24 protein-coding genes are annotated in these 25,775 nt (G+C 64.7%); 18 read left to right on the top strand and 6 right to left on the bottom strand.

Annotation, left to right across the window (positions count from 1 at the left end; translation table 11 throughout):
- Position 1: 1 nt before the first annotated feature.
- The 3 genes from ACFZAI_RS27165 to ACFZAI_RS27175 all read right to left on the bottom strand — a co-directional run bounded on the left by ACFZAI_RS27165 (position 2) and on the right by ACFZAI_RS27175 (position 3,157).
- Complete coding sequence (locus ACFZAI_RS27165) at positions 2-1,000, bottom strand: Bug family tripartite tricarboxylate transporter substrate binding protein (RefSeq protein ID WP_391569907.1); 999 nt, start codon at positions 998-1,000, stop codon at positions 2-4.
- 84 nt (positions 1,001-1,084) lie between these two features.
- Positions 1,085-2,137: a hydroxyacid dehydrogenase gene (locus ACFZAI_RS27170; RefSeq protein ID WP_391569908.1), complete on the bottom strand. Its 1,053-nt coding sequence runs from the start codon at positions 2,135-2,137 to the stop codon at positions 1,085-1,087.
- Positions 2,138-2,257: 120 nt separating this feature from the next.
- Entirely contained in the window at positions 2,258-3,157 is a 900-nt protein-coding gene (locus ACFZAI_RS27175) for a LysR family transcriptional regulator (RefSeq protein ID WP_391569909.1), read from the bottom strand.
- A 319-nt stretch (positions 3,158-3,476) separates the two neighbouring features.
- On the opposite strand from ACFZAI_RS27175, the gene ACFZAI_RS27180 reads away from it, so the two are divergent.
- The 3 genes from ACFZAI_RS27180 to ACFZAI_RS27190 all read left to right on the top strand — a co-directional run bounded on the left by ACFZAI_RS27180 (position 3,477) and on the right by ACFZAI_RS27190 (position 6,347).
- Complete coding sequence (locus tag ACFZAI_RS27180) at positions 3,477-4,652, top strand: alpha-hydroxy acid oxidase (RefSeq protein ID WP_391569910.1); 1,176 nt, start codon at positions 3,477-3,479, stop codon at positions 4,650-4,652.
- A 101-nt stretch (positions 4,653-4,753) separates the two neighbouring features.
- A complete protein-coding gene (locus ACFZAI_RS27185) occupies positions 4,754-5,635 on the top strand; it encodes a hypothetical protein (RefSeq protein ID WP_391569911.1) in 882 nt (293 codons plus the stop codon).
- Positions 5,636-5,639: 4 nt separating this feature from the next.
- Positions 5,640-6,347, top strand: coding sequence for a hypothetical protein (locus ACFZAI_RS27190; RefSeq protein WP_391569912.1), 708 nt, complete (start codon positions 5,640-5,642; stop codon positions 6,345-6,347).
- Positions 6,348-6,368: 21 nt separating this feature from the next.
- Here the strand turns inward: ACFZAI_RS27190 and ACFZAI_RS27195 are convergent, their stop codons facing one another.
- Entirely contained in the window at positions 6,369-7,319 is a 951-nt protein-coding gene (locus tag ACFZAI_RS27195; protein ID WP_391569914.1) for a LysR family transcriptional regulator, read from the bottom strand.
- A gap of 68 nt (positions 7,320-7,387) precedes the next feature.
- Between ACFZAI_RS27195 and pcp the strand changes: the two genes are divergently transcribed.
- From pcp to ACFZAI_RS27270, 15 genes are all read left to right on the top strand, one after another.
- Positions 7,388-8,035 carry a pyroglutamyl-peptidase I gene (pcp, locus tag ACFZAI_RS27200; RefSeq protein WP_391570281.1) on the top strand — a complete coding sequence of 216 codons (648 nt, stop codon included), beginning with the start codon at positions 7,388-7,390 and terminating at the stop codon, positions 8,033-8,035.
- Positions 8,036-8,063: 28 nt separating this feature from the next.
- Positions 8,064-8,975 (top strand): alpha/beta fold hydrolase, encoded by a 912-nt coding sequence (locus tag ACFZAI_RS27205; protein ID WP_391569915.1) that lies wholly within the window; start codon positions 8,064-8,066, stop codon positions 8,973-8,975.
- Between the two features lie 114 nt (positions 8,976-9,089).
- Positions 9,090-10,019, top strand: a complete 930-nt coding sequence (locus tag ACFZAI_RS27210) for a TauD/TfdA dioxygenase family protein (protein WP_391569916.1) — start codon at positions 9,090-9,092, stop codon at positions 10,017-10,019.
- Positions 10,016-11,038 (top strand): Bug family tripartite tricarboxylate transporter substrate binding protein, encoded by a 1,023-nt coding sequence (locus tag ACFZAI_RS27215; RefSeq protein ID WP_391569918.1) that lies wholly within the window; start codon positions 10,016-10,018, stop codon positions 11,036-11,038. The genes ACFZAI_RS27210 and ACFZAI_RS27215 overlap by 4 nt, the downstream gene beginning before the upstream one ends.
- Before the next feature lie 142 nt (positions 11,039-11,180).
- Positions 11,181-12,032 carry a transporter substrate-binding domain-containing protein gene (locus ACFZAI_RS27220; RefSeq protein WP_391569920.1) on the top strand — a complete coding sequence of 284 codons (852 nt, stop codon included), beginning with the start codon at positions 11,181-11,183 and terminating at the stop codon, positions 12,030-12,032.
- A 30-nt stretch (positions 12,033-12,062) separates the two neighbouring features.
- Positions 12,063-12,938, top strand: coding sequence for a transporter substrate-binding domain-containing protein (locus ACFZAI_RS27225; RefSeq protein WP_391569921.1), 876 nt, complete (start codon positions 12,063-12,065; stop codon positions 12,936-12,938).
- Entirely contained in the window at positions 12,935-14,359 is a 1,425-nt protein-coding gene (locus ACFZAI_RS27230; RefSeq protein ID WP_391569922.1) for an FAD-binding oxidoreductase, read from the top strand. Before ACFZAI_RS27225 ends, ACFZAI_RS27230 begins: the two co-directional genes overlap by 4 nt.
- Entirely contained in the window at positions 14,356-15,603 is a 1,248-nt protein-coding gene (locus ACFZAI_RS27235) for an aminotransferase class I/II-fold pyridoxal phosphate-dependent enzyme (protein ID WP_391569923.1), read from the top strand. Before ACFZAI_RS27230 ends, ACFZAI_RS27235 begins: the two co-directional genes overlap by 4 nt.
- Positions 15,600-16,337 (top strand): amino acid ABC transporter permease, encoded by a 738-nt coding sequence (locus ACFZAI_RS27240; RefSeq protein WP_391569925.1) that lies wholly within the window; start codon positions 15,600-15,602, stop codon positions 16,335-16,337. The genes ACFZAI_RS27235 and ACFZAI_RS27240 overlap by 4 nt, the downstream gene beginning before the upstream one ends.
- Complete coding sequence (locus ACFZAI_RS27245; protein WP_391569927.1) at positions 16,327-17,145, top strand: amino acid ABC transporter permease; 819 nt, start codon at positions 16,327-16,329, stop codon at positions 17,143-17,145. The genes ACFZAI_RS27240 and ACFZAI_RS27245 overlap by 11 nt, the downstream gene beginning before the upstream one ends.
- The gene (locus ACFZAI_RS27250; protein WP_391569928.1) at positions 17,132-17,962 is read left to right on the top strand and encodes an amino acid ABC transporter ATP-binding protein; all 831 of its coding nucleotides are present in this window, start codon (positions 17,132-17,134) and stop codon (positions 17,960-17,962) included. Before ACFZAI_RS27245 ends, ACFZAI_RS27250 begins: the two co-directional genes overlap by 14 nt.
- A 22-nt stretch (positions 17,963-17,984) precedes the next feature.
- Positions 17,985-18,611, top strand: a complete 627-nt coding sequence (locus ACFZAI_RS27255; RefSeq protein ID WP_391569929.1) for a cysteine dioxygenase — start codon at positions 17,985-17,987, stop codon at positions 18,609-18,611.
- Positions 18,608-19,888 (top strand): cystathionine beta-lyase, encoded by a 1,281-nt coding sequence (metC, locus tag ACFZAI_RS27260; protein WP_391569930.1) that lies wholly within the window; start codon positions 18,608-18,610, stop codon positions 19,886-19,888. The genes ACFZAI_RS27255 and metC overlap by 4 nt, the downstream gene beginning before the upstream one ends.
- A 122-nt stretch (positions 19,889-20,010) precedes the next feature.
- Positions 20,011-20,361 (top strand): VOC family protein, encoded by a 351-nt coding sequence (locus ACFZAI_RS27265; protein ID WP_391569931.1) that lies wholly within the window; start codon positions 20,011-20,013, stop codon positions 20,359-20,361.
- Positions 20,362-20,370: 9 nt separating this feature from the next.
- Positions 20,371-21,309 (top strand): CysB family HTH-type transcriptional regulator, encoded by a 939-nt coding sequence (locus ACFZAI_RS27270; protein WP_391569933.1) that lies wholly within the window; start codon positions 20,371-20,373, stop codon positions 21,307-21,309.
- On the opposite strand, the gene ACFZAI_RS27275 is transcribed toward ACFZAI_RS27270, so the two are convergent.
- Positions 21,301-22,335 carry a hypothetical protein gene (locus tag ACFZAI_RS27275; RefSeq protein ID WP_391569934.1) on the bottom strand — a complete coding sequence of 345 codons (1,035 nt, stop codon included), beginning with the start codon at positions 22,333-22,335 and terminating at the stop codon, positions 21,301-21,303. The two genes, ACFZAI_RS27270 and ACFZAI_RS27275, sit on opposite strands and share 9 nt — an antisense overlap.
- Before the next feature lie 712 nt (positions 22,336-23,047).
- Positions 23,048-25,690, bottom strand: coding sequence for a type VI secretion system Vgr family protein (locus ACFZAI_RS27280; RefSeq protein WP_391569935.1), 2,643 nt, complete (start codon positions 25,688-25,690; stop codon positions 23,048-23,050).
- Positions 25,691-25,775 lie beyond the last annotated feature (85 nt).

The following is a 25,775-nucleotide window of genomic DNA, read 5'->3' on the forward strand; positions in this document are numbered from 1 at the left end:
TTCACTTATCCAGCCAGGGCGCGTCTTTCCACAGTTGCTGGAATTCCGCTTCGCCCGCCTCCAGCTCCTTCGCGTAAGCGGCAGGGGGCAGATAGCGCAGCGGGGCGTACATGTCGCGGGCCTTGGCCTGGAATTCCGGGTCGTCTACCGTGCGCTTCACGGCATCCACCAGTTTCTCGCGCACCGCGTCCGGCAAGCCTTTGGGCGCGGCCAGCCCGCGCAGCGACGCCAATTCAAAGTCGTAACCCTGTTCCTTGAAGGTGGGCACGTCCGGCAACGCCGCCGAACGCGTTTTGCCCATCTGCCCCAAAAAGCGCAGCGGCGTTCCGCCTTTCTGGTACTGCAACGCCTCGCCCACATTGATTGCGCCGATGGCGATTTCACCGCCCGCCAGCGCGCCGCGCACTTCGCCCGCACCCTTGTACGGGATGTGGCTGAGCTTGGTGTTTGACGTGCGCTCAAAGCGCAACATGGCCAGATGGTCGTCAGACCCCGTGCCGGTGGTGCCCACCGTGACCTTGCCCGGATTCTTCGTGGCATAGGCTGACAGGTCGGCCAGCGTCTTCAATGCATTGTCGTTACGCACCGTGAAGGCGCCGGGATCATCGATCAGGTTGCCCAGCAGGTCGTAGCTTTTCCATGTGAAGTTGGATTTGCGTTCGATGGGAATCGTCAGCAGGTTGGGCGTGTTGATGAAACCGATCGTGTAGCCGTCAGGCTGCGCGCGCGCCAGCTCGGTGAAGCCGATGGCGCCGCCCGCGCCTGGGCGGTTCAGCACCACGATGCGGGCGTCGTTGCCCAAGTACTTTTGCAGGAACGGCGCCATCATGCGCGCCACCAAGTCGGTGCCGCCGCCAGGGCCGTAGGACACGATCAGGTTGATCGGGTGTTCGGGGTAGCCGGCCGCCTGTGCGCCGCTGCTGAACGCGGCCGCGCCAGACAGCAGGGCCACGGACGCGGCCAGCGCGCTCAGCGTGCGGCGCTTGTTGGGATGGTGCATGTTGTCTCCTCGTGGGGATGTCGGCGGCTTCGTGCCGCACTGTGTTTTCCGGTGTGGGGGCCGGGGTATTGCGGGATCCTGAAGTCACTTCAATTTGGCGATGCGCGCGGCGGCCACGGGCCAGACTTCAGGGTTGACCAACTGCGGCGGCCGTTCGCCGCGCAGCATCATCACCAGCTGACTGGCGGAGGACTGCGCCACGTTGCGGCGGGCTTCGTGCGTGACACCCGCGGTGTGAAAAGTGGCGACCACATTGGGCAGCGCCAGCAGCGGCGTGTCGCGCGGGGGCGGTTCCTGTTGCCAGACGTCCAGGCCGGCGCCACGCAGATGGCCGCCACGCAGCGCGTCATGCAACGCCGCTTCGTCATGAATGCCGCCACGCGCCGTCGATACGAACACGGCGTCGGGCTTCATCGCCGCAAAAACGCGCGCGTCAATCAGGCCGCGGGTGGATGCATCCAGCGGGCAATGCAGCGACACCACATCCGCCTGGGCCAGCAAGTCGGGCAACGACACCGGCTCCGCGCCACGGCGGCGGATAGTGTCGGCGTCCAGTAGCGGGTCATGCGCAATGACGCGCATGCCAAAGCCCTGCGCAATGCGGGCCACGCGTGAACCGATCTGGCCGATACCCACCAGGCCTATCGTGGTGCCGTGGATTTCGTGGCCCATCAAATCTTCACGCGTGAATCCCGTGTCGTGGCGCAGGCGGTTGTGCGATTCGACCACCCGGCGCTGCACGGCCAACAGCAACGCGAACGTGTGCTCAGCCACGGACGCCGCATTGCCGCCCGCCTGGTTGACCACCGCGATGCCGGCCGCCGTGCAGGCGGCCACATCCACCGTGTCATAGCCCGCGCCGCCCGACGACACGCAGACCAGATCGGGGCATTGCGCGATCAGCTCGGCGCTGACGAACCAGGGGCGCGGCAGCTCGTCTTTCGCGGCGGACACGTGATAGGCGTGGGCCGTCGCAAGGCCGGCCAAGGTGCGGGCATCATCCCCGCGCGCCGGCAGCACCGACAAAGCAATATCCGCTTCTTTGCCGATGATCTGGTCGAACGCCGGGTTCAGCCACAGGTCCAGGCGGCACAGGCGCTTGGGAAAATCGTGTTGGGGGTAACCGGCATCCGGCATGTTGCGTTGTCTCCGTATCTGGGATGGTCTGCTTTTGAGGCGACTCTACCCGGGCCAACACCGGAGATAAAGCGAATAATTTTCTGAACTAAGCGCGACTTTTTGGAAACGATTGCGTCGTCACACCATGCCGGATGGCGCGTCGAAGTCCAGCGTGTCTTGCGCCAGCACGCGCAGGCTTTCCAGCATGGGCCGGGTGTCGTCGCGCCGCCACTGGAAGGTGTAGGGCAGGGGGCGCAAGGGGGGCAGGCCGGGCAAGGGGTGCAAGTCGCCGCGTTGAATCAGAATGTGCGCCCAGGCGGTGGGCAGGAAACCCAGGCCCAGCCCTTGCCGCAGCATGCCGGCAATGGCGCCCCAGCTGTTGCAGCACTGCATGCGGCCCGGTGATATGCGCTGCTCGGTCAGCCAGTCGTCCAGCATGCGGATGACGCCGGAGCTTTGCGGCTGCGTGATCAGCGTCAGGCCGGGCAAGTCGGCGGGTGTCAGCGTGGCGGGGTCAGGCACAGCGCGTGTTGACGCCACCCATTCAAACGCCGCGCTGCCGATCAGGTGCGACGCGATCGACGCGCGCGACGACGGGCCTGCAATGACGGCAAAGTCCAGGTCGCCTTCTTCCAGCCCGCGCTCCACCAATTCCCCCACGCCCACATAGGGTTCCACCAAGAGGTTGGGGTGCGCGCGCTGAATTTCTTCGATCAGGCGCGGCATCCACGTTACCGACGTCAACTCGCCCGCGCCGAAGCGGCAGCGGCCGGAGTAGGTCAGGTTGTTGCTGGCCTGCTGCATGAACTGGTCGGCGTTGCGCAACAGGTCTTTCGCGTGCGGCACCAACTGTTCGCCCAGCGCCGTCAACGTGGCGCTGCGCGCGCTGCGGCTGAACAGGTCGGCGCCTATGGAGGCTTCCAATTCGCCGATGCGCTTGGATAGCGACGACACCGAGATATTCAAACGGCCGGCGGCGATAGCGAAGTTCTTGCAGGTTGCGGCCCAGTAAAAGGCTTCGAGTTGTTTGAGCGTCATGGGGGCGGGGGCGGCGAAGGGCGTGGCGAAGGGCGAAGGCAAAGAGCGAAGGCAAAGAGCGAGGGCTAAGAGCGAAGGCAAAGAGCAAGGGCAAAGAGCGAAGGCAAAGAGCAAGGGCAAAGGGCAAGGGCAAAAGGGCAAGGGCAAAGAGCAAGGGCAAAGAGCGAAGGCGAGGGCGAATAAAAGTGTAATAACCAATATCGATAAAGTCACTTTATTCAAAGTGGCTGCGCACCTATAGTCTTCCGCCAGTAGACCCACACCCCATGACAACAGCGCGGCGGCCCCAGTGCGGGCCGACCGCGGCGAGGAGCCCCGGATGTTTGACCCCCTGCGCCACCTGCTCAGCCTGCACGATTTCGAGGCGGCCGCGAAGAAGCGCTTGCCCAAACCGATCTACGCCTATGTGTCGGGCGCGGTGGAAGACGGGCAGTCCGAACGCGGCAACCGGCAGGCGTTTGCCGAATACGGTTTTCGGCCCAAGGTGCTGGTCGACGTGTCCCGCCGCAGCACACGCGCCACCGTGCTGGGCCGCGACTACGCCGCGCCGGTGGGTGTGGCGCCCATGGGCATTTCGGCGCTGTCCAGCTACCGCGGCGACATCGTGCTGGCGCGCGCGGCGGCAGAGGCGAACGTGCCGTGCATCATGAGCGGGTCGTCGCTGATCCGGCTGGAAACGGTGATGCAGGAAGCGCCCGGCACCTGGTTTCAGGCGTATCTGCCGGGGGACGACGCGCAGATCGCCGCGTTGATTGACCGCGTGGCGGCGGCGGGCGTGACAACCCTGGTGCTGACGGTGGACACGCCTGTTGCCGCCAATCGCGAGAACAATGTGCGCGCGGGCTTTTCCACGCCGCTGCGGCCCAGCGTCAGCCTGGCGTGGCAAGGCATCACGCATCCGCGCTGGTTGTTCGGCACCTTTCTACGCACGCTGTGGCGCCATGGCATGCCGCACTTCGAGAACAACTACGCCACGCGCGGCGCGCCGATTCTGTCTGCCAACGTGCTGCGGGATTTTTCGGATCGGGGCCATTTGAATTGGCAGCACGTGGCGGCTATCCGCCGCCGCTGGCAAGGGCAGATGGTGATCAAGGGCATCCTTCATCCCGACGATGCGCGCACGGCGCGTGCGCACGGCATGGACGGCGTGATCGTGTCCAACCACGGCGGCCGCCAACTGGATGGCAGCGTGTCGCCGTTGCAGGCGCTGCCTGCCGTGGTGGACGCGGCGGGCGGCATGGACGTGATGCTGGACAGCGGCGTGCGGCGCGGCACGGACGTGTTGAAAGCCCTCGCCCTGGGCGCGCGCTGCGTCTTCGTGGGCCGGCCGTTCAACTACGCGGCAACGGTGGCGGGGCAACGCGGCGTCGCGCATGCGATCAGCCTGATCGTGGAAGAGGTGCGGCGCAATATGGGCCTGCTGGGCGTGGTGGACGTGAATGGCGTCAACGCGGATTGCGTGCAGCGGGTGTGGGATGCGCGGGGCGGGGCATGACTAAGGCGGATTCGCTAAGACTGGCCCACTAAGACTGGCCCACTAAGACTGGCTTAGAATGCGGGCACCTTACGCATGGGACGCCGTCCGCCGAAACCGCCTTGCCTCAGTCTTCGAATGCCCCACGCTTTTCCCCACGCCTGATCGGTCGATGCGCCGCGATGGCGTTGGCGCTGTGGATGCCCGCCAATGCGCATGCGCAGCCGGCCGCACCGGACAAGAGTTACCTGAAGGCCACCGAACCCATCGGGGGCGATTTCGCGCTACGCGGCTATCCGCAATCGCAGCTGCGCGAGATTCTCTTTCGTGAAAAAACCTATCGGCCCTTGAATGCGGTCGAATTTATCCACGTCAAGGCCCTCGGCCCCACGCAAGACGGGCAGCCGATCCTGCTGGCGGTATCCAACGATTTCATGGGCGTCGGCACCATCCTGATCGCCGTGCAAAACGGCACGCCGCTTGCCCGCGTGCTGAGTCCCACGGTGGATATCCGAGACCCCGACCTGGGTCTGGCGCAACCGGGCAGGCAGGACGTGCTGCTGTTCACGGCGGGTTCGCGGGCGCTGGTCACATCGACCGGTCAGGTGTTGTGGTTTGAACACGCGCGGCCGAAGGAATATGTGCATGGCATGCCTTTGCTGGTCTCCGTGTCCCCCGACAACCAAACCGGCGCGCTGCTGCTGGACAACGAAATCCGGCTTAGCCGGGCGGGCGCGGGCGCATACGCCATGGTGCCGTTCACGAAGCCAATGCAGATCGACGCGTTCAAATCCTTGTGGGACGAGAGTTCGCAGGCCGCCAAGAAGGCGCTGGACGCAGGCCAGCGCATTGACCAGCGCCGGCTCTACGCCAATCTGAAAGCCGCTTGGATCAATCGGAACTTCACCTGGCATGAGGGTAAGGACGGATGGCGGCTGCAAGGGCGCGGCTTGACGTCCGCACCGCTGCCCGCGCTGCCGTCCACGTCCCGCCAGGAGCCATGACGTGATGCCGACTTCCATATTGCTTTTCGCCCAGCGCGCCACGCTGCTTGCTGGCATCGTGCTGCTGGCCGGATGCGCGGGCCGTGCTGATGTCTATGAACGGCACGTCCGCACCGAAGACGCGAACCCCGCTGATGTGGTGCTGACGCTGGATGTCGCCTTTGCGCAGGCGCCCGACTACGACCCCAAGACGAATGTGTACGGCGGCCCGGCCAAGCCGGGTTCGTCCCGGCTGGCCACGCCCGAGCGCGTGGAGTACTCCGGCTACCCCAGCATCGATGTGCCGTTCTATCAAAAGGGAATTGGGTTCGATCTGGGCGTGGTGGGCGACCCGCGCGCGTTGCTCGCCTTGCCCTATCCATCGCCCACCACGCGAACCACGTCGGCGCATTTGCAGATATTTGGAGCGCGTCGCGACGCCACGCATTACCGCTTTGTCGTCCTGCCGCGACAGGGCTGGAACAGCTACCAGAGTTTCCGGGTGTCGTTTGCGGTGAACGGCCGCCGCGAGGGCATGACTTTCGCCTACAGCGACAAGCTCGTTTGCGACAGCGCGTTTGATGTGACCACGCCCACCTACGGGTTTGGGATGTCGGTGGCGGCAAGCTTTGCTGGCGGCAAGCCGGGCTGCCTGAAAGCTTGCGATGAACGGCCCGGATACCCGGGATATTGCGCGTTCGGTTCGGATGTGGCGTCAGTGCTGGCGAAATAGCGGCCATTGCCGCTTGGCGCGTCAGCGCGCCATTTCCTTCACCGCCTGATCGATCAGCCCCCGTAGCCACGTCAACGCCGCATCGCCCGATGTACGGCGGCTGCTGACCATGTCGACGGCGAATGGCCCGGGGTCCACTTCCGCCGGCAAGGCGCGCAGGCTCAATTCAGGCCCCGCCAGCCGCAGCGCCGCACGGCGCGCCAGCGTGGCGATCAGGTCCGTACCCGCCACGGCATGGGGCAGGGCGACGATGTGCGCAAAGGTGCAGGCCACGCGGCGCTTGCGCCCCAGACGCGCCAGGCTGGCATCCACCACCCCGCGCGCCGAGCCGTCGTCGCTAGGCACGAACAAGGCGTGCGGCAGCGCAACATAGCGGTCCAGCGTGAGCTTGCGTCCGCGCAAACCCGGGTGCTGCTTGTCGGCGATGCAGACAAAGGTCTCTTCGTACAACGGCGTGACGCGCATGCGCTTGGGCGGCGTCAGATGCCCGCCAATGGCGACGTCAACCGTGCCGTTGTCCAACTGTTCGTAAAGGGTGGCGCGGTCCAGGCGGGCGACGCGCAGGTCGGCGGCAGGCGCTTCACGGCGCAGCCGGGCGACGATGCGCGGCACCAGCACGATGTCGGCGTAGTCGCTGGCGGCCAGCGTAAACCGCCGCCCCTGCGCGGCGCCCGGATCGAACACCGCGCCTTGCGCCAAGGCGCCGCGAATCTGGTCCAGTGCGCTGCTGATGGCGGGCATCAACGCGATGGCGTGTTCGGTGGGCTGCATGCCATCGGAGGTGCGCACGAACAATTCATCATTGAACACACGCCGCAAACGGTTCAGCGCGCTGCTGACGGAAGGTTGGGCGCGATGAATGCGCTGGCCGGCCAGCGTCACATTGCGCGTCTCGAACAGCGCTTCGAAGGCGACCAGCAGGTTCAGGTCTACGGTGGATAGATTCATGCCATCAATAGTACGAATAGTCATTATCGATTTCAACAATCAGGGCTGCGACTTCTACCATGGGCTTCATGGATACAGAAGAGGAAGTGGCCGTGCCTACCGTGCTGATTACCGGAATCGAACCTTTTGATGGCGAAACGCTGAACCCGTCCTGGGAGGCCGCCCGCCAGCTGGACGGCAGCCTCATCGCGGGCGCGCGCGTCGTTGCGCGCCAACTGCCTTGCGTGATCGGCAAAGTGGTGGGGGTACTGCGCCAGGCGATCAGCGACGTCAACCCGGATCTGGTGATCTGCCTGGGCCAGGCGGGCGGGCGCACGGATGTGTCGGTAGAGCGCGTGGCGATCAATGTGGTGGACGCACGCATCCCTGATAACGAAGGCCATCAGCCCATTGATGAGCCCATCGTGGAAGGCGGGCCGGCTGCCTACTTTTCGACGCTGCCCATCAAAGCCATCGTGCGCGATCTGCGCGCGGCGGGCGTGCCGGCGTCCGTGTCGTCTACAGCGGGAACGTATAACTGCAACACCATTTTCTACGGTCTGGCGCACCTGATCGCCACCGAACGCCCCGCCTTGCGCGGCGGCTTCGTGCATGTGCCGTACCTGCCCGAGATGGCCACCCGCCATCCCGGCGCGCCCAGCCTGGCGCTGGACGTGCTGGTGCGCGGCGTGCAGACCATGGTGGCGACGGCGCTTGCCGTGAAGCTAGACATCAAACTGGGCGCGGGCGCGCTGCACTGAACCGGGGGCAACGATGATGACTACAACCATGACTACAACCACGACTACCACATTGACCAGCGCCGATACCTTTGCTTTGGATGGCGTGCCGTTTCAGCACCGTCGCGTGCCGGTAGATGGGCTGGGCTATCACGTGGTGGAGGGCGGCGCAGGCCCCGCGTTGATTCTGTTGGCGGGCTTTCCGCAAAGCTGGTACGCGTGGCGGCGCGTGATGCCGCTGCTGGCGCCGCACTATCGCGTGTTCGCCGTCGACTTGCCCGGGCAGGGGGATTCGGACAAGCCGCTGGATGGCTACGACACCCGCAAAGCCGGTGAACGGCTGCGCGCCCTGTTTCACACGATGGGGCTGACGCGCTATGCCCTGGCGGGTCACGACATCGGCGCGTGGATTGCATACCCCTATGCCGCGCGCTACGCCGATGAAGTCGAACGCGTGGTGCTGCTGGACGCGAACATTCCCGGCGTGACGCTCAAACCCGCCATCGAGCTGGGGCCAGACAACTGGAAAAGCTGGCACTTTCTGTTCAACAGCGTGCCAGACCTGCCCGAAGCCCTGCTGGCCGGGCGCGAGCGCATCCTGATTGAATGGTTCTTTGCGCGCAAGACGGCCAACAAGCCGGGCGTGTTCAGCCGCGTGGATATCGACGAATACGAGCGCGTGTATCAGACGCTGGGCGGTTTGCGGGGCATGTTGGGCTACTACCGGGCCGCGCAGGAAAGCGCGGCGCAGAATCGCGCGTTGCGGGATGCGCCGTTGACGGTGCCGGTGCTGGCGCTAGGCGGTGCGCAAGGCAGCGCGCCCGATCTGCATGACGCTTTGAAGCCCCTGGCGCTGGACTTGCAAGGCGGGGTGCTGGAGGCCTGCGGCCATTATTTGCCAGAGGAACAACCGCGCGAATTGGCGCGGCGCATGCTGACGTTCCTGTCGGAAAAGCGCTAAGGATATAACTCGAAGCCCACGCAAGAGGCACAGTATTTTCACATTGCGTATCGGTATTTGTTGAGCGCGTACGCGGCCCCTATGCTGTTTTTACCGAACAGACAGGGGCGGCACATGAGCACATTGGTACACACGCGGCTGGACGTCCGGCCGCTATCCGTTTTCACCGGCGCCGAGATACACGGCGTGGATTTGACGCGGCCGTTGACGCAGGACGCCGTCGACGAGATCAAGGCGGCGCTCTTGCGCTGGAAGGTCATCTTCTTTCGCGATCAGCATATCGACCACGCGCAGCATCTGGCTTTTGCGCGGCGGTTCGGGCGGCCGACGTCCGCGCATCCTTACGACGCTAACCCGCCGGAAGGCTATCCGCAGATTCGCACCATTTCGTCGGCGTCCACCACGGGGCGTCGTGGCGAACGTTGGCACACCGATGTGACGGGTGTGGTGAACCCGCCCGCGGGCTCCATCCTGCGCGCGGGCCGGCAAGTGCCGGCTTACGGCGGCGACACGATTTTCACGAATCTGGTGGCCGCCTATGAACACCTGTCGCCCGCACTACGCGCCTTGGCGGACGGCTTATGGGCGCGCCATCAATTCGGCGGATTCAACGGCGACTTCGACAACCAGACCGTCTACGCGCAACGCGTACAGGCCAGCCCTTTGGTGTCCGAGCATCCTGTCGTGCGCGTCCTGCCCGAAACGGGCGAGCGCGCGCTTTTCGTGAACCCCGGCTTCACCCGCCGCATCAAGGACGTGAACGATGAAGAAAGCCGCCACTTGCTGAACCTGTTCTTCGAGGAAATCACCCGGCCCGAATACACCGTGCGCTTCCGCTGGCAACCCGGCAGCATCGCCTTCTGGGACAACCGCGCCACCGCGCATCAGGGGCCGGGCGACTTCGCCTACCTGGACGTGGAGCGGGTGCTGTACCGCATCACGCTTGAGGGCGACGTGCCAGTGGGCGTGGACGGCCGCCATTCGAACGCGGTGCTGGGCAAGCCGTTCAGCGCGTTCGGCGTGGACACGGGAGCGGTGGCATGAGCATCAAACGCAAATCCGTGTGGCGTGCCGGCTTGGGATTGCTGGGCGGCGTCGTGTTGGGCGCCGGGCTGCTCAGCAATTTTGCGGGCTCCGCACCCGTGCCGGGCGAAGACGCCAACCGCTATCCGAACCGGCCCGTCAAGATCGTGGTGCCGGTGTCGGCCGGCGGCAGCGCCGACAAGCTGGCGCGCACCGTTGCGCAGAAGCTGGGCGAGAAATGGCATCAGAGCGTTGTCGTGGAAAACCAGCCGGGCGCCAGCAGCGCCATTGGCAACGCCGCCGTCGCGCATGCGCGGGGCGACGGCTACACCTTGCTGCTGGCGGGCGACGCCTTGTCCTTGAACGCCTTGCAGCCCGGCAAGCTGCCTTATGACCCGGTCAAGGACTTGCAGGGGGTGACGAAGGCCGTTGTGAACCCGCAATTGCTGGTGGTGCGGCCCGGCCTGGGGGTGAAGACCTTCCAGGAATTCGTGGCGCTGGTGAAGCAGAAGCCCGGCGAGATTTCGTTGGCGCTGCCGGGCGGCACGGGCAGCTTGCAGCACTTGGCGGTTGAATTGCTGAACGAGCGCATGGGCGCGAAGACCAATCAGATTCCGTATCCGGGCGGGGGGCCGGCCACACTGGACGTGCTGGGCGGACACGTCGACGCCATGCTGATCACGCTGGCCGCCGCCACGGAAAATGTGCGCAACGGCAAGCTGGTGGCGCTGGCGGTGACCACCCCGTACCGCTCCAAGGCGCTGCCCGATGTGCCAACCATCCAGGAGGCCGGGCTGGCGGACTACGTGGTGGAAAGCTGGCAAGGCTTCTCGGTGCCAGCGTCAACGCCGCGCGCCGTGGTGGACCGCATCAATCGCGATGTGGTGGCTGTGCTGCGCGAACCCGAAACGGCTGCTCTGCTGGAAAACCTGGGGTTCACGATTGCCGCCACGTCGCCCGACGCGGTGGACCAGACCGTGCGCGACGACATCGCGACCTACCAGCGCGTCATCGCCTCGGCGGATGTGAAGCTGAAGTAGGCGCCCGCCGCCAGAGCACGCAGTCAGCGCATGAAGGCGCCCGCGGCGGCCCCCGCATATTGATATCTGAAAGTCTTCTTTGTCTTGCCGGGACGGCGCAAGCAGCATGGACATCCGTTCAATGCAAATGACAAGAACCCTCATGGCAATTCATAAGAAGACAGCGGGCCCGGCCCGCGCCACACACGCCCTGGCGCTGGCGCTGACGCTGACGCTTGCCGCAGGCGCGGCCCACGCCGACGCCACGCTCGACAAGATCAAGCAGCGCGGCGCCGTCACCATCGGCGTGCTGGCCAACGGCGGGGTGTTCGGATCGCTCGACCCCGCCACGCAGCAACTGGTGGGCTGGAACCCGGAGCTGGCGCGGGAGCTGGCCAAGGGCCTGGGCGTGAAAGCGGAACTCGTGCAAGTGCAGACGGCCACGCGCACGCAGTTTCTGATCTCGGGCAAGGTGGACTTGCTGATCGCGTCCATGGAACTGAACCCCGAGCGCGCCGAGATTCTGGGCTACGCGCCCACGCCGTTCTTCCGGGTGGGCGGCGCGGCCGCCACCCTGAAGACCAGCGGCATCACAACGTGGGAAGACCTGCGCGGCAAGCCCGTGTGCGTGTCGCAAGGCAGCAGCTTCGCCAAGCCCTTGTCGACGGAATACGGCGCGGTGGTCAAGGGCTACAAGAGCTCGTCGGACTCGTTGCTGGCGCTGCGGGGCGGCCAGTGCGTGGCCGCCGTGCATGACTCCACGCTGATCCACCCCTTGCTGCGCAACAACCCGGAGTGGGCCGATTACCACGCGCCCATCAAGACCGACGTGCTGCCCGCGAACTCGGTCGTCTGGACCCGTAAGGGCGAAGCCGACACCATCGCCGCCGTCGACCGCGTTGTGCAGGACTGGCACCGCAGCGGCTGGCTGATCGCCACGGAAAAGCGTCTGGGCATTGAACCGGCGCAACCGCTGCTGCAAGAACTGCACGCGAAATTCAAGCAGGGCAGCTAAGCGCTGGCCCGACCAGAACGGAAGAACAAGATGAAGCACCTTGGCAACAAGATGGGCGCCGTGTTGGCGTGGGCGGGTATCGCCGCATTGACGGCGTCCGGCGCCGCGCACGCGGATGCGACCCTGGAAAAGATCAAGCAGCGCGGCAAGATCGTGATTGGTGTAGATGGCGCCAGCCCGCCGTTTGGCATTCTGGACCCGGCCACCGGCAAGGTGGGCGGCTTTCAGACGGACCTGGGCGCGGACATCGCCAAGCGCCTGGGCGTCAGCCTGGAAACCGTACCCGTCACCGCGTCCACGCGCGTGCAGTTCCTGCAGGCGGGCAAGGTGGATCTGTTGATCGCCAACATTCAATGGACGCAGGAACGCAGCGAAATCCTGAGCTACGCACCCACGCCCTACAACCTGGTGGGCGGCGCGGCGATGGTGTCCAAGCAAAGCGGCATCAAGCGTTGGGAAGACCTGAAGGGCAAGGTCGCGTGCGTGTCGCAAGGCAGCAACTTCGCCAAGCCCTTGCAGGACACATACGGCGCGGTGGTCAAGGGTTTGCGCAACATTCCCGAATCGTTGCTGGCGTTGAAGGGCGGCAGTTGCGACGCGTCGGTACACATCCAGCCCGCGCTGTATGAAACGCTGCACGGTCCCAACGGCGCGGAATGGAAGGACTTTGAACTGGCGACTTCCGACCAGCTGATTCCGTCGCCGACGGTGATCTGGACGCGGCGCAACGAAGCCGACACGCGCGCTTTTGTTGACGGCGTCATTCGCGACTGGCTGAAGACGGGTCTGCTGGTGAAGGAAGCGGACCGCTACGGCGTCCCGGCTGACTACCTGAAGCAAGCCACCGCGCAGGCGCAGACGGGCAAGTTCGACAGCGCGCCGCCCGAGGCGCAGGCCAAACCATGACGGCGTCCACCGCCGATTCCCTCTTGGCCGCGCTGCGCGCGCGCCTGGGCCACGACTGGGTCTGGACAGGCGCGGACGCCGCACCGTACCTGACCGACCAGCGCGGCCGCCTGCACGGACAGGCGCTGGCCGTGGCGCGCCCGGCAGACACCGAAGAAGTGGCCGCCGTGATTCGTCTTTGCCGTGCGGCCGGCGTGCCGGTCGTGCCGCAGGGCGGCAACACGGGCTTGATGGGCGGCGCCACGCCTGACGCGAGCGGACAGGCGGTGCTGTTGTCGCTGGGCCGCTTGAACCGCGTGCTGGCGCTGGACACGGACAACGACACCATCACGGTTCAGGCCGGCTGTGTGCTGGCCGCCGTGCAAGAGGCCGCGCGCCAAGCCAACCGGCTGTTTCCCTTGAGCCTGGGCTCAGAGGGCAGTTGCACCCTTGGCGGCAACTTGTCGACGAATGCCGGCGGCACGCAGGTGCTGCGCTACGGCAACACCCGCGAACTGACGCTGGGCCTGGAAGTGGTGACGGCCGAAGGCGACATCTGGAACGGCTTGCGCGGGCTGCGCAAAGACAACACCGGCTATTCGCTTCGGGACGTATACATCGGCAGCGAAGGCACGCTGGGCGTCATCACCGCCGCCACGCTCAAGCTGTATCCCTTGCCAGCCGGGCAGGGCAGCGCCTTCGTGGCGTTTCCGTCCATCGAAGCGGCGTTGTCGTTTCTGTCGCTGGCGCGGCAACGGCTGGGCGCGTCGTTGACGGGGTTTGAGCTGATCAGCCAGCCGGTGCTGGACCTGGTCGCGCTGCATGTGCCGGAGCAGCCGCAGCCTTTGCCCGGCTTGGGCCAGCCCTGGTATGCCTTGCTGGAAGCGGCGTCGGAAAGCCCGGAAGGCGCGGGCGCGGCATTGTTGCGGCTGGGGCAGGAAGCGCTGGAAACCGGGCTGCTGGCGGATGCCGTGATCGCGCACAACTTGCAGCAATCCGCCGCCTTCTGGCGCTTGCGGGACGAAGCCATTGGTGTCGCGCAGGCGCGCGACGGCGGCAACGTCAAGCACGATATCTCGGTGCCTATCTCTCGCGTGCCGGCCTTTCTGCGGGCCACAGCCGATGCGCTGCACGCGCTGGATGCCGGCCTGCGCCCCATGGCGTTCGGCCATCTGGGCGACGGCAACCTGCACTACAACGTGTCGCACAACCTGGCGCGCCCCGTGCGCCACCTGTTCGACCTGGAAGACCGCATCCACGACGTGGTGCATGCCCAGGCGCATGCGCAAGGCGGGTCGATCAGCGCCGAACATGGCATCGGCCAGGTCAAGCGTGATGCGTTGCCACTTTACAAGAGCCCGCTGGAACTGGCGCTGATGCGCCGTATCAAGCAGGCGCTGGACCCTTTGAATCTGATGAATCCCGGAAAGGTGCTGACATGACCGCAACCCTGTTTCCCGGCGCCTTGTCGCGCCGCGCCCGCAGCGCCGAGCTGTCTCCCATTGCCGCCGCCGGCGCCCGCGCGGCGCGGCTGGCGGCGGAGGGCCGGTCCATCATCGTGTTGACCTCTGGCGAGCCCGACTTTGATACGCCGGCGCCCATCAAGGACGCCGCGCGCGCTGCGCTGGAGCAAGGCCAGACGAAGTACACGCCCACGGCGGGCACGCAGGCGCTGCGCCGCGCGGTGGCGGACGGCTATCGCGCACGGCACGGGCTGGACGTGAACGCGTCCAACGTCATCATCTCCAACGGTGGCAAGCAGGTGATCTACCTGGCGCTGAACGCCACGCTGGACGACGGCGATGAAGTCATCGTGCCCGCCCCGTACTGGCCCACGTTTCCGGATGCCGTCCGCATCAACGGCGGCGTGCCGGTGGTGGTGAATACCGTGGCCGAAGACGGCTTCAAGCTGACCCCGCAGGCTTTGCGCGACGCCATCACGCCGCGCACCAAGTGGCTGATCCTGAACTCGCCGGGCAACCCGACTGGCGCGGTGTATTCGGCGGCCGAGCTGCAAGCCTTGTCGGACGTGCTGCGCGCCGCGCCCCATGTGCTGGTGTTGTGGGACGAGATGTACGAAGAGATCTGGTTCGGCCAGCCACCCGCGCAGCTGCTGCGCGTGGCGCCCGATCTGGCGGGCCGCACGCTGGTCGTCAACGGGGTATCCAAGGCCTATGCCATGACCGGCTGGCGCATCGGCTGGGGCACAGGCCCGCAAGCGCTGATTCATGCGCTGGAGGCGGTGCAGTCGCAGGTGTCGTCCGGCCCCAGTTCAGTGGGCCAGGCCGCGGCGCTGGCGGCGTTGCAGGGCGTGGCGGATGACTTCGTCGCCACCGCAAGACAGGCGTACGAGCGGCGCGCGCAGCGCGTGGTGCAAGGCTTGCGCGGCGTGCCGGGTTTGCAGGTGGTTGCGCCGCAAGGCTCGTTCTTCGCCTGGATCGGCGTGGCCGGCCTGATCGGCGCCGTGCGCCCTGATGGACAGCGGATCGAACACGACGGGGATGTGGTCGATTGGCTGCTGGAAGCCGAAGGCGTGGCGGTGGTGCGGGGCGCGGCTTACGGCTTGTCGCCATATTTGCGTCTGTCGTTTGCGGCGTCGGACGCGAACATCGATGCCGCCCTCACGCGCATTGCGCGCGCGGTGGAGGCCTTGGCGCCGCCTGACGTGCTGGAGGCCGCCGCATGATCGAATCGGTCTTGCAGGCCTGGGTCGGTTTCTTCAAGCCGCTGGGTCTTAACTACAGCTTTGTGCAGGACCCGGCCGAGTTGTCGGCGTTCGGCCACGGGCTGTGGGTGACGTTGCAACTGTGCGCATGGACCATCCCGGTCAGCCTGCTGTTCGGTGTGTTGATCGCCGCGGGCTTGACCAGTGGCCGCGCGTGGCTGGCGCGCCCCTTGCAGGCGTTTGTGGAAGTCACGCGCAACACACCCACCCTGGTGCAGCTGTATTGCGCGTTTCTGGTGCTGAACATGCTGATCACGCAGAAGCTGGGCGGCGGTAATCCCATCACGCCGTTTGCGTGGGTGGTGATCGTGGTGGCGCTGCACAAAGGTGTCTTCCACGCCGAAGCCCTGCGCGCCGGCATCGAGGCCGTGCCGTCGGTAACGATGGAAGCGGCGCGTTCGCTGGCGTTTTCGCGCCGCCAGATTCTGACGCAGGTGCAGTTGCCGCTGGCGGTGCGCTTCGCCTTGCCCGCGCTGGTGAACAACCTGGTGGACCTGGTGAAGATGACGGCAATCGCCTCGGCCATTGCGGTGGGCGACGTCACCTATGAATCCATCATGATCTGGTCGCACCGCGACAACGTGTTGGAGCTGCTGCTGCTGATCCTGCTGTATTTCGGCTTGCTGACGTGGCTGGTGAGTGTGGCGGGCCGGTGGCTGGAAGACCGTTTGAGGATGCCCGGCTATGGCCAATGAACTTGCATTGAACGCCAGCCGTGGCCGCAGCGCTGGCGGATTCCTGCCCGCCTTGGTGCGCGACCCCTGGTTCGTGCTGCTGCTGGCGCTTGCCGCGCTGGCCCTGACCTGGGCCGCCACCGGCACCACGCCCGCCGCCGTGCAGGCGCTGTGGCACTGGTCCCCCGCCTTGCTGCGCGGGCTGGGCATGAACATCCAGATCAGCATGCTGGCGATGGCGTTGGGCACGGTGGTAGGGCTGGTGGTGGGCGCGTTGTCGCTATCACCATCCGCGGTGCTGCGCCGGCTGACGCGCGCGTACGTGCTGCTGTTTCGCAACGCGCCCATTCTGGTGCTGGTGTATTTCACGACGTATGTGTTCCCGTTTGAAGTGAACCTGGCGGGCTGGTATCTGCCGTTTCCGGATTGGATCAAGGTGGTGATCGGGCTGGGCTTGCCCGCCAGCGCCAACGTGGCCGAAATCTTTCGTGGGGCGATTCAGTCGATTCCCAGCGCGCAATGGGAAGCCGCGCAATCGCTGGCGTTTCGCCGCACGCAGATCTTTCGCATGATCGTGCTGCCGCAATGCGTGCGGCGCATGCTGCCGTCGTGGATGAACCTGATGGCCAGCATCACGATGAGCACGTCGCTGGCCTCGCTGGTGGGCGTGCACGATCTGGTCGACACGGCCACCGTGGCCAGCAACACCGTGGCGCGCAGCGACTTCACCATCCTGGTCTATTTCACGCTATTGGCGCTTTTCTTCGCCTATTGCTATCCCATCGCGCGTTGGACGCGGTATTTGGAACGACGCCATGAACACCATTGAACGTAATCCGCTGGTCAGCTTGCGCGACGTGCATCTGGCCTTTGGCGACACCGAGGTCTTGAAAGGCATCGATGTCGAGGTCAAGCAAGGCCAGGCGGTATCGATTATCGGCCCGTCGGGCTCGGGCAAATCCACCATTCTGCGATGCATCACGGGGCTGCTGCGCCCGCAGCGCGGCGCCATTCAAGTGGGCGGCGTGCAAGTCGACGCCCTGAAAACGGAATCCGACTTCATTGCGCTGCGCAAACGCGTGGGCTTTGTGTTCCAGCAGTACAACCTGTTTCCGCACCTGAGCGTGCTGGAAAACCTGGTGATCTCGCCCATCAAAGTCGGCGGCCAGCCGCGCGCGCAGGCCGAGGCGCGTGCGCGCGAGCTATTGGCCAAGGTCAGGATGGAACACAAGGAACGCGCGTATCCGGGCGAGCTCTCGGGCGGGCAGCAACAGCGCGTGGCGATTGCGCGGGCGCTGACGCTGCAACCCGAACTGATTCTGTTTGACGAAGTGACGTCCGCGCTGGACCCTGAAATGGTCGGCGAAGTGCTGACCGTGATTCGCGACCTGGTGCAAGACGGCCTGACCTGCATGCTCGTCACCCATGAGATGCGCTTTGCCGAAGAGGTCAGCGACACCGTGTACTTCACCGAAGCCGGCCGCATCGTGGAGCACGGCCCGCCGTCGCGCATCTTTGGCGCGCCACAAAGCGAGCGCACGCGCGCTTTCCTGCAACGTTCATCCGGCGCGGCCGCCGCGCGCAAACCGGCGCCGGACCCCATCGCCAATTACCTGACGTTCGACCCGCTGCGTCTGGCGGTATGACCCCTTTGGAGCGATCTGCATCATGACTACTGAATCCGACATCACCACCCGCCGCCGCCAGCAGGTGCAAGCGGCGCTGTCCGACATCCGCCAACTGCTGACGTCCGACATCGTGACCCGCGAACAACTGGCCGCCGTGACCACGCGCCTGGAACAACTGGCGCAACACCGCGAGCTGTTTCCCGCGTCTGACTTCCCGCCGCCCGCAGCCGGGCAGGGCGTGGGCGCGTCCACGCGCTATCGGCTGAATCCCGATGACGCGCCGGGCGTGCCGGCGCTGTACTTGAATTCCATCAACCCGGGCAAGACCACCTTGCCGCATAACCACACGACCTGGGCGGTGATCGTGGCCTTGTCTGGGCAAGAGCTGAACCGCGTCTACCGCCGCAGCGACGACGGTTCCCAAGCGGGCCGCGCCACGTTGGAACAGGTGCGCGAAGTGGTGGTGCAGCCGGGGCAGTCATTGTCGTTTCTGCCCGATGACATCCACAGCATCCACGTCACGGGCGATTCGCCCACGCTGCACTTCCACCTGTACGGCCAGCCTTTGGAGACCTTGTCAGGCCGAATAGGTATCGACCTGGCTACCGGCCAGATCCTGAACTACAACGCCACGCAGATGAAGCCGGGCCAAGAGGTGCGCGCATGAGCGAAGATCAAGCCCAAGCCCAAGCCCAAGCCTACGGCCACGCTCAAGGCAAAGCGCACGATCAGCTCCAGGCCCACGTCCAGACAAGGCTGGTGCATGCCGGGTCGCCCGAACTGAAGCATGGCGCGGGGCCGGTGAACGTGCCGGTCGTGCGCACCAGCACGGTACGCTTTGCCGACACCGGCACGCAGGCCTCGTTGAATAAGCTGCGCGCGGCAGGCGATCGCGTGGCCACCTATGGGCGCCATGGCCTGGACACGCATCAGGCGCTGGAGGAAGCGGTGGTATCGCTGGAAGGCGGGTATCGCACGGTGCTGGCGCCGTCTGGCTTGTCGGCGATTACCTTGGTGCTATTGGCCACGCTTGCGCCCGGCGACCATGCGCTGGTGGCCGACAGCGTGTATTCGCCCGTGCGCAAGGTGGATAAATCGCTGCTGCAACGCTATGGCGTCGAGGTGGAATACTTTTCGCCGTCGCAAGGCCAAGACACGCTGGAATCGCTGATACGCCCGAACACGCGCCTGCTGTACCTGGAGTCGCCCAGCTCGCTGCTATTCGAGGTGCTGGACCTGCCGGCGCTTGCCGCCACCGCGCGCCGCCATGGCGTGCTGGTGGCCGCTGACAACACCTGGAGCGGCGGCCTGTACTACCAGCCGCTGGCGCTGGGCGCGAACATCTCCATTCAGGCCGCCACTAAATACCTGGCCGGGCATTCGGACGTGATGATGGGCGTGGTCACCGTCGACAGCGCCGAGCTCGCGCACAAGATCGGCGTCACCTACGACGCCTTGGGCCTGTCGGTGGGCGCCGACGACGCCTATCTGACCTTGCGCGGCCTGCGCACGCTGGATGTGCGCCTGGCGCGGCATCAGACCAATGCGTTGGCCGTGGCGGAGTACCTGGCGGGCCATGATGACGTCGCCCGGGTCTTCTACCCGGCGTTGCCGCAAGACCCCGGCCACGCGCTGTGGCGGCGCGACTTCAGCGGCGCAAGCGGCCTGGTGTCGTTCGCGTTCGGCAACGCAGACGCAGCGGCGGCATCTCGCTTCATCGACGCACTGCGCTACTTCTCTATCGGCGCCTCCTGGGGCGGCTACGAAAGCCTGGCGCTTGAAGCCGCGCCCGAACGGCTGGCCGAGCACAGCGTCTGGCAACAAGGGCCGGGCAAGTCATCAGTCGTGCGCCTGCACATCGGGCTAGAGCATCCGCAAGACCTGATCGGCGATCTGGAACGCGCCTTCAGCGTCACCCGTGACGCCTTGCGTCGTAGCGCGTAACGCATATGCAAATAAGCCTTGCGCTTTAGGGTTTCTGGCTATGTAGAAGCAATTACAACCTCTTTGTCCGGTTGTACCTTCGGGTACTAGAATTTGCCCTGTTCCATGGCTGGCAGCAGGGCATGACACCTTCTATTTCGATCGAATCCGTACAGCTTCCGTTCTTGTCGCATCGGGAGCAAGCCGTGCGGGACTTCTATCACCGCGTCATCGGCCTGGACGAAATGGCAAGCGCGGATGATCAGCGCCTGCTCTTTGCGCTGGGCGACGCCACCTTGTCGCTGTCTCCGGTTGACGAGGTCAGCCGCGGCGTCAAACCCGATTACCTCGCCATCAAGACCCATGCCTACGACGAGATCCTGGCGCGCCTGCGTCAGGCGGGCCATTACCCCGTCTGTTCACTGCCCGACGCGCTGCCGCGCGTCATGTATGTGAAAGATCCGTCCGGCAATCAACTGGCCTTTCTGGGCTGAAGGCGCAAGATGAACTTCCAGCAACTGCGTTCAGTGCGCGAAGCCGTGCGCCAGGACTTCAACCTGACCGACGTCTCGGAAAGCCTGCACACGTCGCAACCCGGTGTCAGCCGGCAGATTCGTGAGCTGGAAGAAGAGGTGGGCGTGGACATCTTCGTGCGCTCAGGCAAACGCCTGATCGGCCTGACCCCGCCCGGCGAACTGATTCTGCCGCTGGTCGAGCAGATTCTGCAATGCGCGGACAACATCCGTCACGCGGGTGCGGAGTACGCCGATAGCCGCAAGGGTGTGCTGTCGATTGCGGCCACGCACTCGCAGGCGCGCTACGCCTTGCCCCCCGTCATCAAGGAATTCCGCCAGCGTTACCCCGATGTGGTGCTGCATCTGCACCAAGGCTCGCCCAAGCAAGTCTCGGAAATGCTGCTGGAAGGCGAGGCCGACATCGGCGTGGCAACCGAAGCCGTGGCGGACTATCCCGGCCTGGTGAACCTGCCGTGCTACCGCTGGAGCCACAGCATCATCGTGCCGCGCGGCCATCCGCTGGAGCATCAGCACGACGGCATCAGCCTGTCGCAGTTGTCGCGCTACCCGATCATCACGTACGGACGCGGCTACACCGGCCGCGCCCACATCGACGAAGCGTTCGCGCGCGCCGGCATCACGCCGGATATCGTCATGACGGCCATGGACGCGGATGTCATCAAGACCTACGTCGAATTGGAACTGGGCGTGGGGATTGTGGCCGCCGTGGCGTGGGACGCCGAGCGCGACACCCGCCTGTGCGCCATCGACGCCCGCCATTTGTTCGAGATCAACCTGACCCGCCTGGCAATACGACGCGGCGCATGGCTGCGCGGTTATGCGTTTCACTTCATCGAAATGTTTGTGCCGACGCTGACGCGGGAGGTGGTGGACAGGGAGTTGAAGGGGGACGGCGTGTCAACGTAGGAATCGCACCATTATCCAGGTGACGTTTTGCCCGTTGATTTGAGGCATGGGGGTTTGATGCATGAAGGTCTGCGGACCGGTCGGCACCTGTTCGCAAGTCCAGGAGCCGGGGTAGGGGCAGGGTTGGCCTGAGCTTACTCGTACGGGTTTGGTCGCATCGGTGGCCGCATCGTCGTGCATCCAATGCCAAGCCACCGTCTGGCCTTGATACGCAGGCATCGGTTCGTCTTTGCGGACGGTGCACAAGATTGACCCTTTCTCGTCCGCGCGCCATCGGCCTGCTCGGGGAGCCGGTTGACCGGTCTGCGCGAGGCGGGCAGGTTCCGGTTCGGGGGCGCGTTGATCAATATCGCGCTGCCAGATGACTGTGCCGCGAGATCTATCCTGCGAGACGGGCGGGGCGAGCTCCCCGGCCTTGAAGTAGCGGCGGGAATGGGTTTTAGCCAGCGTGTACCACCAGCCGTCTGAGGGGATCAGCTCGCCCACGACGACGTGCGTAGCGGTGGGTTCGACGGGCGGATCGCCGGGCGTCAGGCCTCGAATCTCGGGCGTTGGCCAATCACTGTCGTCATCGAAGCGCGCTAGCCAGCGCTGGGTGTCAACGCGGTCGAAATAATGGTTCGGGTCGCCATCCCATTCTCCAAACCCCGTCAGTTCCAGTTGCGGATGCCGAATACGTCTGAGCAGGCGATTGAGCAAGACGGGAAGTTCAGGTACGCCAAGTTCAACGGGATACAACTCAGGTTGCGGACCCAGTTCAATCCATTGCCCGCAGCTGAGCGTGTCGATGCGGATGCGCGGGTCGTTCAGATGCGCGATGACCTCTTCGCGGGAGACCAAGAGCTTTTCTCGCCAGATGTCGGATAGGAAGAAGCCCCAGGTGGGGGGGCGGATGCCTGAGGGCAGTCCAGGCGTAAACGCCATGCCAAATGGATAGTCCGTGTCCAACCCGTAGAAATGCGGCGCAAGCGCGCGGTCCCAGACGGCCGCTTCGGAACGCATGCCGAATTCCAACGGATTACCCATGGCGAACCCGCTATAGACTGTTCTATCTTCACCCAATCGTTCGGAAACTTGATCTCTACCGCGGCAAACACGTTTTCAACTTCGAACGGCTGCTGGCGATACTCGACAATCACCAGATCTGGCGCCAAGCTTCCTTTTGGGCGGGGCCAAAAAGGGAAATACTCGCTGATCCGTTTTGGCCGGGTTGATGGGTCACCCAGCATCGCGGCAAACGACGTCCCGTGGTAATTCGGTTCGGCCTTCAGCGGGCTTTGCCACGCCAGCAGATCATCCACGGCTTCAAACACCAATGACGCTGTCGTCTGCTTTAACGCGATGTCGATCGTGGTCTCAATGACTTCGCCCGGAATCTTCTTGCGGATTCGCCTTGGCACGGTCAGCGGTGATTTCAATGCCCATTGGCACACGGTGCTGATCACGGGGCGGAACGGAATTTTGCGTTCGATGTACTGTTTGAACGTCATGTTTTCATTGCGGCCGCGCGACACGGTCGTGTTGCCGCCCGTACGGACGAAGGTCGAGCTTTTGATATCGATCTCTTCCTTCATGCCCTTGATGACGTCTTTCAGGATGGTCTCGACTTCCTTCTTGCGCTGGCTGATCTGGGCCAGGGTTTCGGCCGTTTCAATGGCGGTTTGTGCGGTTTCGTAGGCGGCATAGGCGCGATAGGCGCGGTATCCCCAAACCAGGGCGGCGACAACTGGGGCGGCCATCAGGTGTCTCCGTCGGTATGCAGGTTCAGGAAAGCGTCTTCTCTGGGACCGTGTTCGGGAAAATGCTCGCGCGAGCCATCCAGTTCACCCACCAGGTGCTCGGGGTCTTCGGATAGCCGTTGATCCTCTCGCATGATGGTTTTGTATGTGTGCACGCTGCGTGCGCGAGGCGTATTGATGAATTCGGTTTCACCGTTGTGATCCGTCATGCCTTCTTGCAGCAGCGTGGCGCCGGTCATGATCCGATATCGGTAACGTTCGAACGTGCGTTCGTCTGTCTTGCGCATGCGGAACCGGCCGGTGTAGTCGCCGGATGCGACGTCGGGTGAGGTGAAGGCCGGTAGTTCGGCGCTGCGCCCGGTCGGGCCGGAAAACGCATGCTGCGCCGCCTTGACCGTAAAGGTCCCCGGCATGCCCAATTCGATGTGCCCATCGGCCAGCTTGATGTACGCCCCGCCGCAAAGCAGCGTGATGTGCTTGTCGGCCGCGATCAGCACGTGTTGTTTGCTGGACGTGAGCTCGGCGCTTTGGTCAGCCTGAATGCGGATGGCGTTGTGCTGCGCTTGCAGCAGCATTTCGCCTTGGTGCGCGATGTGGCGCAGGGCGCCGCCTTGAGAGAACAGCCCCACGTCGCCGCCAGCGTTGATCACGACTTTCTCGCCCGCGCTGATCTGCTGATGGCGCTGGGCGATGCTGTCCAGGTGTTCGCCTGCGCTTAGCGTCAAGCTGGCGGGCGTGGCGGCGGCGATGCCACCGGGTGCGCTAAGCGCCATCAGGGCGGCATCGCCTTGGCCTGCGCCGTTTTGTTGATCATTTGCGCCGTGGCCTAGATCGCGCACGGACTCGCTTAGCGATTGCTGCGGGGCGGTGTCATGCTCGATGCCTTCGTGCTTGCCGGCGTAGTCGCCTAGCGTGCGGGCTAGTTCCAGCGCGGCTTCCAACACGCCCACCATCTCCGAGCGATCCAGTTGCCCGCCCTTGGCATGCCGTCGCGCCTCGGTCGTCAGCAGCAAGCCTTGCGCCGCACGCAACGCGCCATGCGCGTCCGTGCGCAACTCAAACCCTTCGCCACGCGGTTTGCCGCCGGCTGGCCTGGGGTGCGTCAAATAGCCCAGATGCAGTTCAGATGCCCCGTGTTCACTCATCAGCGCCGCGCTGATCTGCGCCGACGTGTCATCCAGCCGCAGTTCATTGGCCCGGTTGCCCTTGTGTTCCTTGCTTTTGATGGTGTGCAGAATGTTGTGCCGGGGCAGTTCATACGGCGGAAGATGGGTGGCGCGGTATGCCCGCGAGGTGATCAGCGGCTGGTCTGGATCGCCGTTCAGGAATTGCACGACGACTTCTTGGCCGATTCGCGGGATCGCCATCTGCCCCCACAGCGCGCCCGCCCAGTTCTGTGAAACCCGTATCCAGCAGGAGCTGTGTTCGTCGTGGTCGCCCAGCCGGTCCCACGGAAACTGCACCTTGACCCGGCCCCACTCGTCGCAAAAGATCTCTTCGTTGGGCGGGCCGACAACGGTGGCCATTTGCGGGCCGTCGATGCGGGGTTTAGGGCAGGGCGCGGGCTTCCAGTCGACTTTGTCGGGGACGAGTTCGGCGGTGTAGCCATATTGCGTGCCTTGTTCCGCACCGAAGCCGTCTTCTTCCTGGCTTGTGTGCTGCACGCCATGGTGGCGCATGCGGACGGGCCGCCAGCCGTGGTTCCAGTCTTCGCGCGGGTGACCGGTCAGGTCGAAAGCCACACCGGGAATCAGGCGCGCGTCGTCACCGTCGACGATGGCGATACGCGCATCGCGGCGTCGGCCTAGCAGTCTTGACTGGGTGAACGGTTTGCCCGCTTCGTCGCGCTTGTAGCGGCCGGGATAGTCGTAGCGTTCGTAACGGCGGTCTTGATGCGCCAAGTCTGCGGCGACAGGCGAATGTTCCTGGCTGTAGCGCGGATGCTTGTAGGTGTAGTCGCGCTGAGTTTGCACTGCGGTGCGCACACGCTCGGCGTAGGTGAAGCGATGCAGCGCGGGCTCGGGCTGATCGCCGCCCGGCATGGGGTTGTACAGAACCGGCCCGCCCGCGATTTCACCGTGAATGTAGATGCGGTCGCCGTGAATCAAGCGGTGGCTTTTTTCGGCATGTTCGTAGCGGTAGAAATAACCTTCTTCGGCGGCCAGACGGTTCAGAAATTCCAGATCGGTATCGCCCGCCTGCACGCAGTATTCGCGCGGAAGGTGTTCGTTCGTCGTGACCTGTTCATAGTCCGTGATGCCCTGGCGTTTGATGACATCCGCCATGATCTCCGGCACGGACAGGTGCTGGTAGATGCGCCAGTCGGAACAAAGGGCGGCGCGGGCCAGAGAGGGTTCAAGCACCGCCCGATAGCGGGTGCGGCGAAAGCCGGTCATCGATTGTTCAAACTCCGTCACGATGCCATGCACATGCCGCACCGCCATCCCGCCCCGCCAGATCGTGAACAGGGCGGGTTGATCCAGCAGGCCGCCAAAATCCACCGCTGGATCAAAGCTGGAAAGGTCCACGCTTAACCGGTAGGTCTCGGACAGCGCCTCGTCCAGCGTGAATTCAACGACATCAAACGCCGCGCCATGGACGGGCGTGAACGTGAAACGCATGTCTTTTACGTGCGGCAACATGGGCGTCCCTTCCGGTGTATCCAAGTCGAGCAAGAATCTTCGGCAATCGTCGGCACTGCCGTCTATAGAAGGAGTCTGATATTGC

It is taken from the genome of Achromobacter sp. NPDC008082 (assembly GCF_042957345.1).
Classification (GTDB): Bacteria; Pseudomonadota; Gammaproteobacteria; order Burkholderiales; family Burkholderiaceae_B; genus Achromobacter; species Achromobacter kerstersii_A.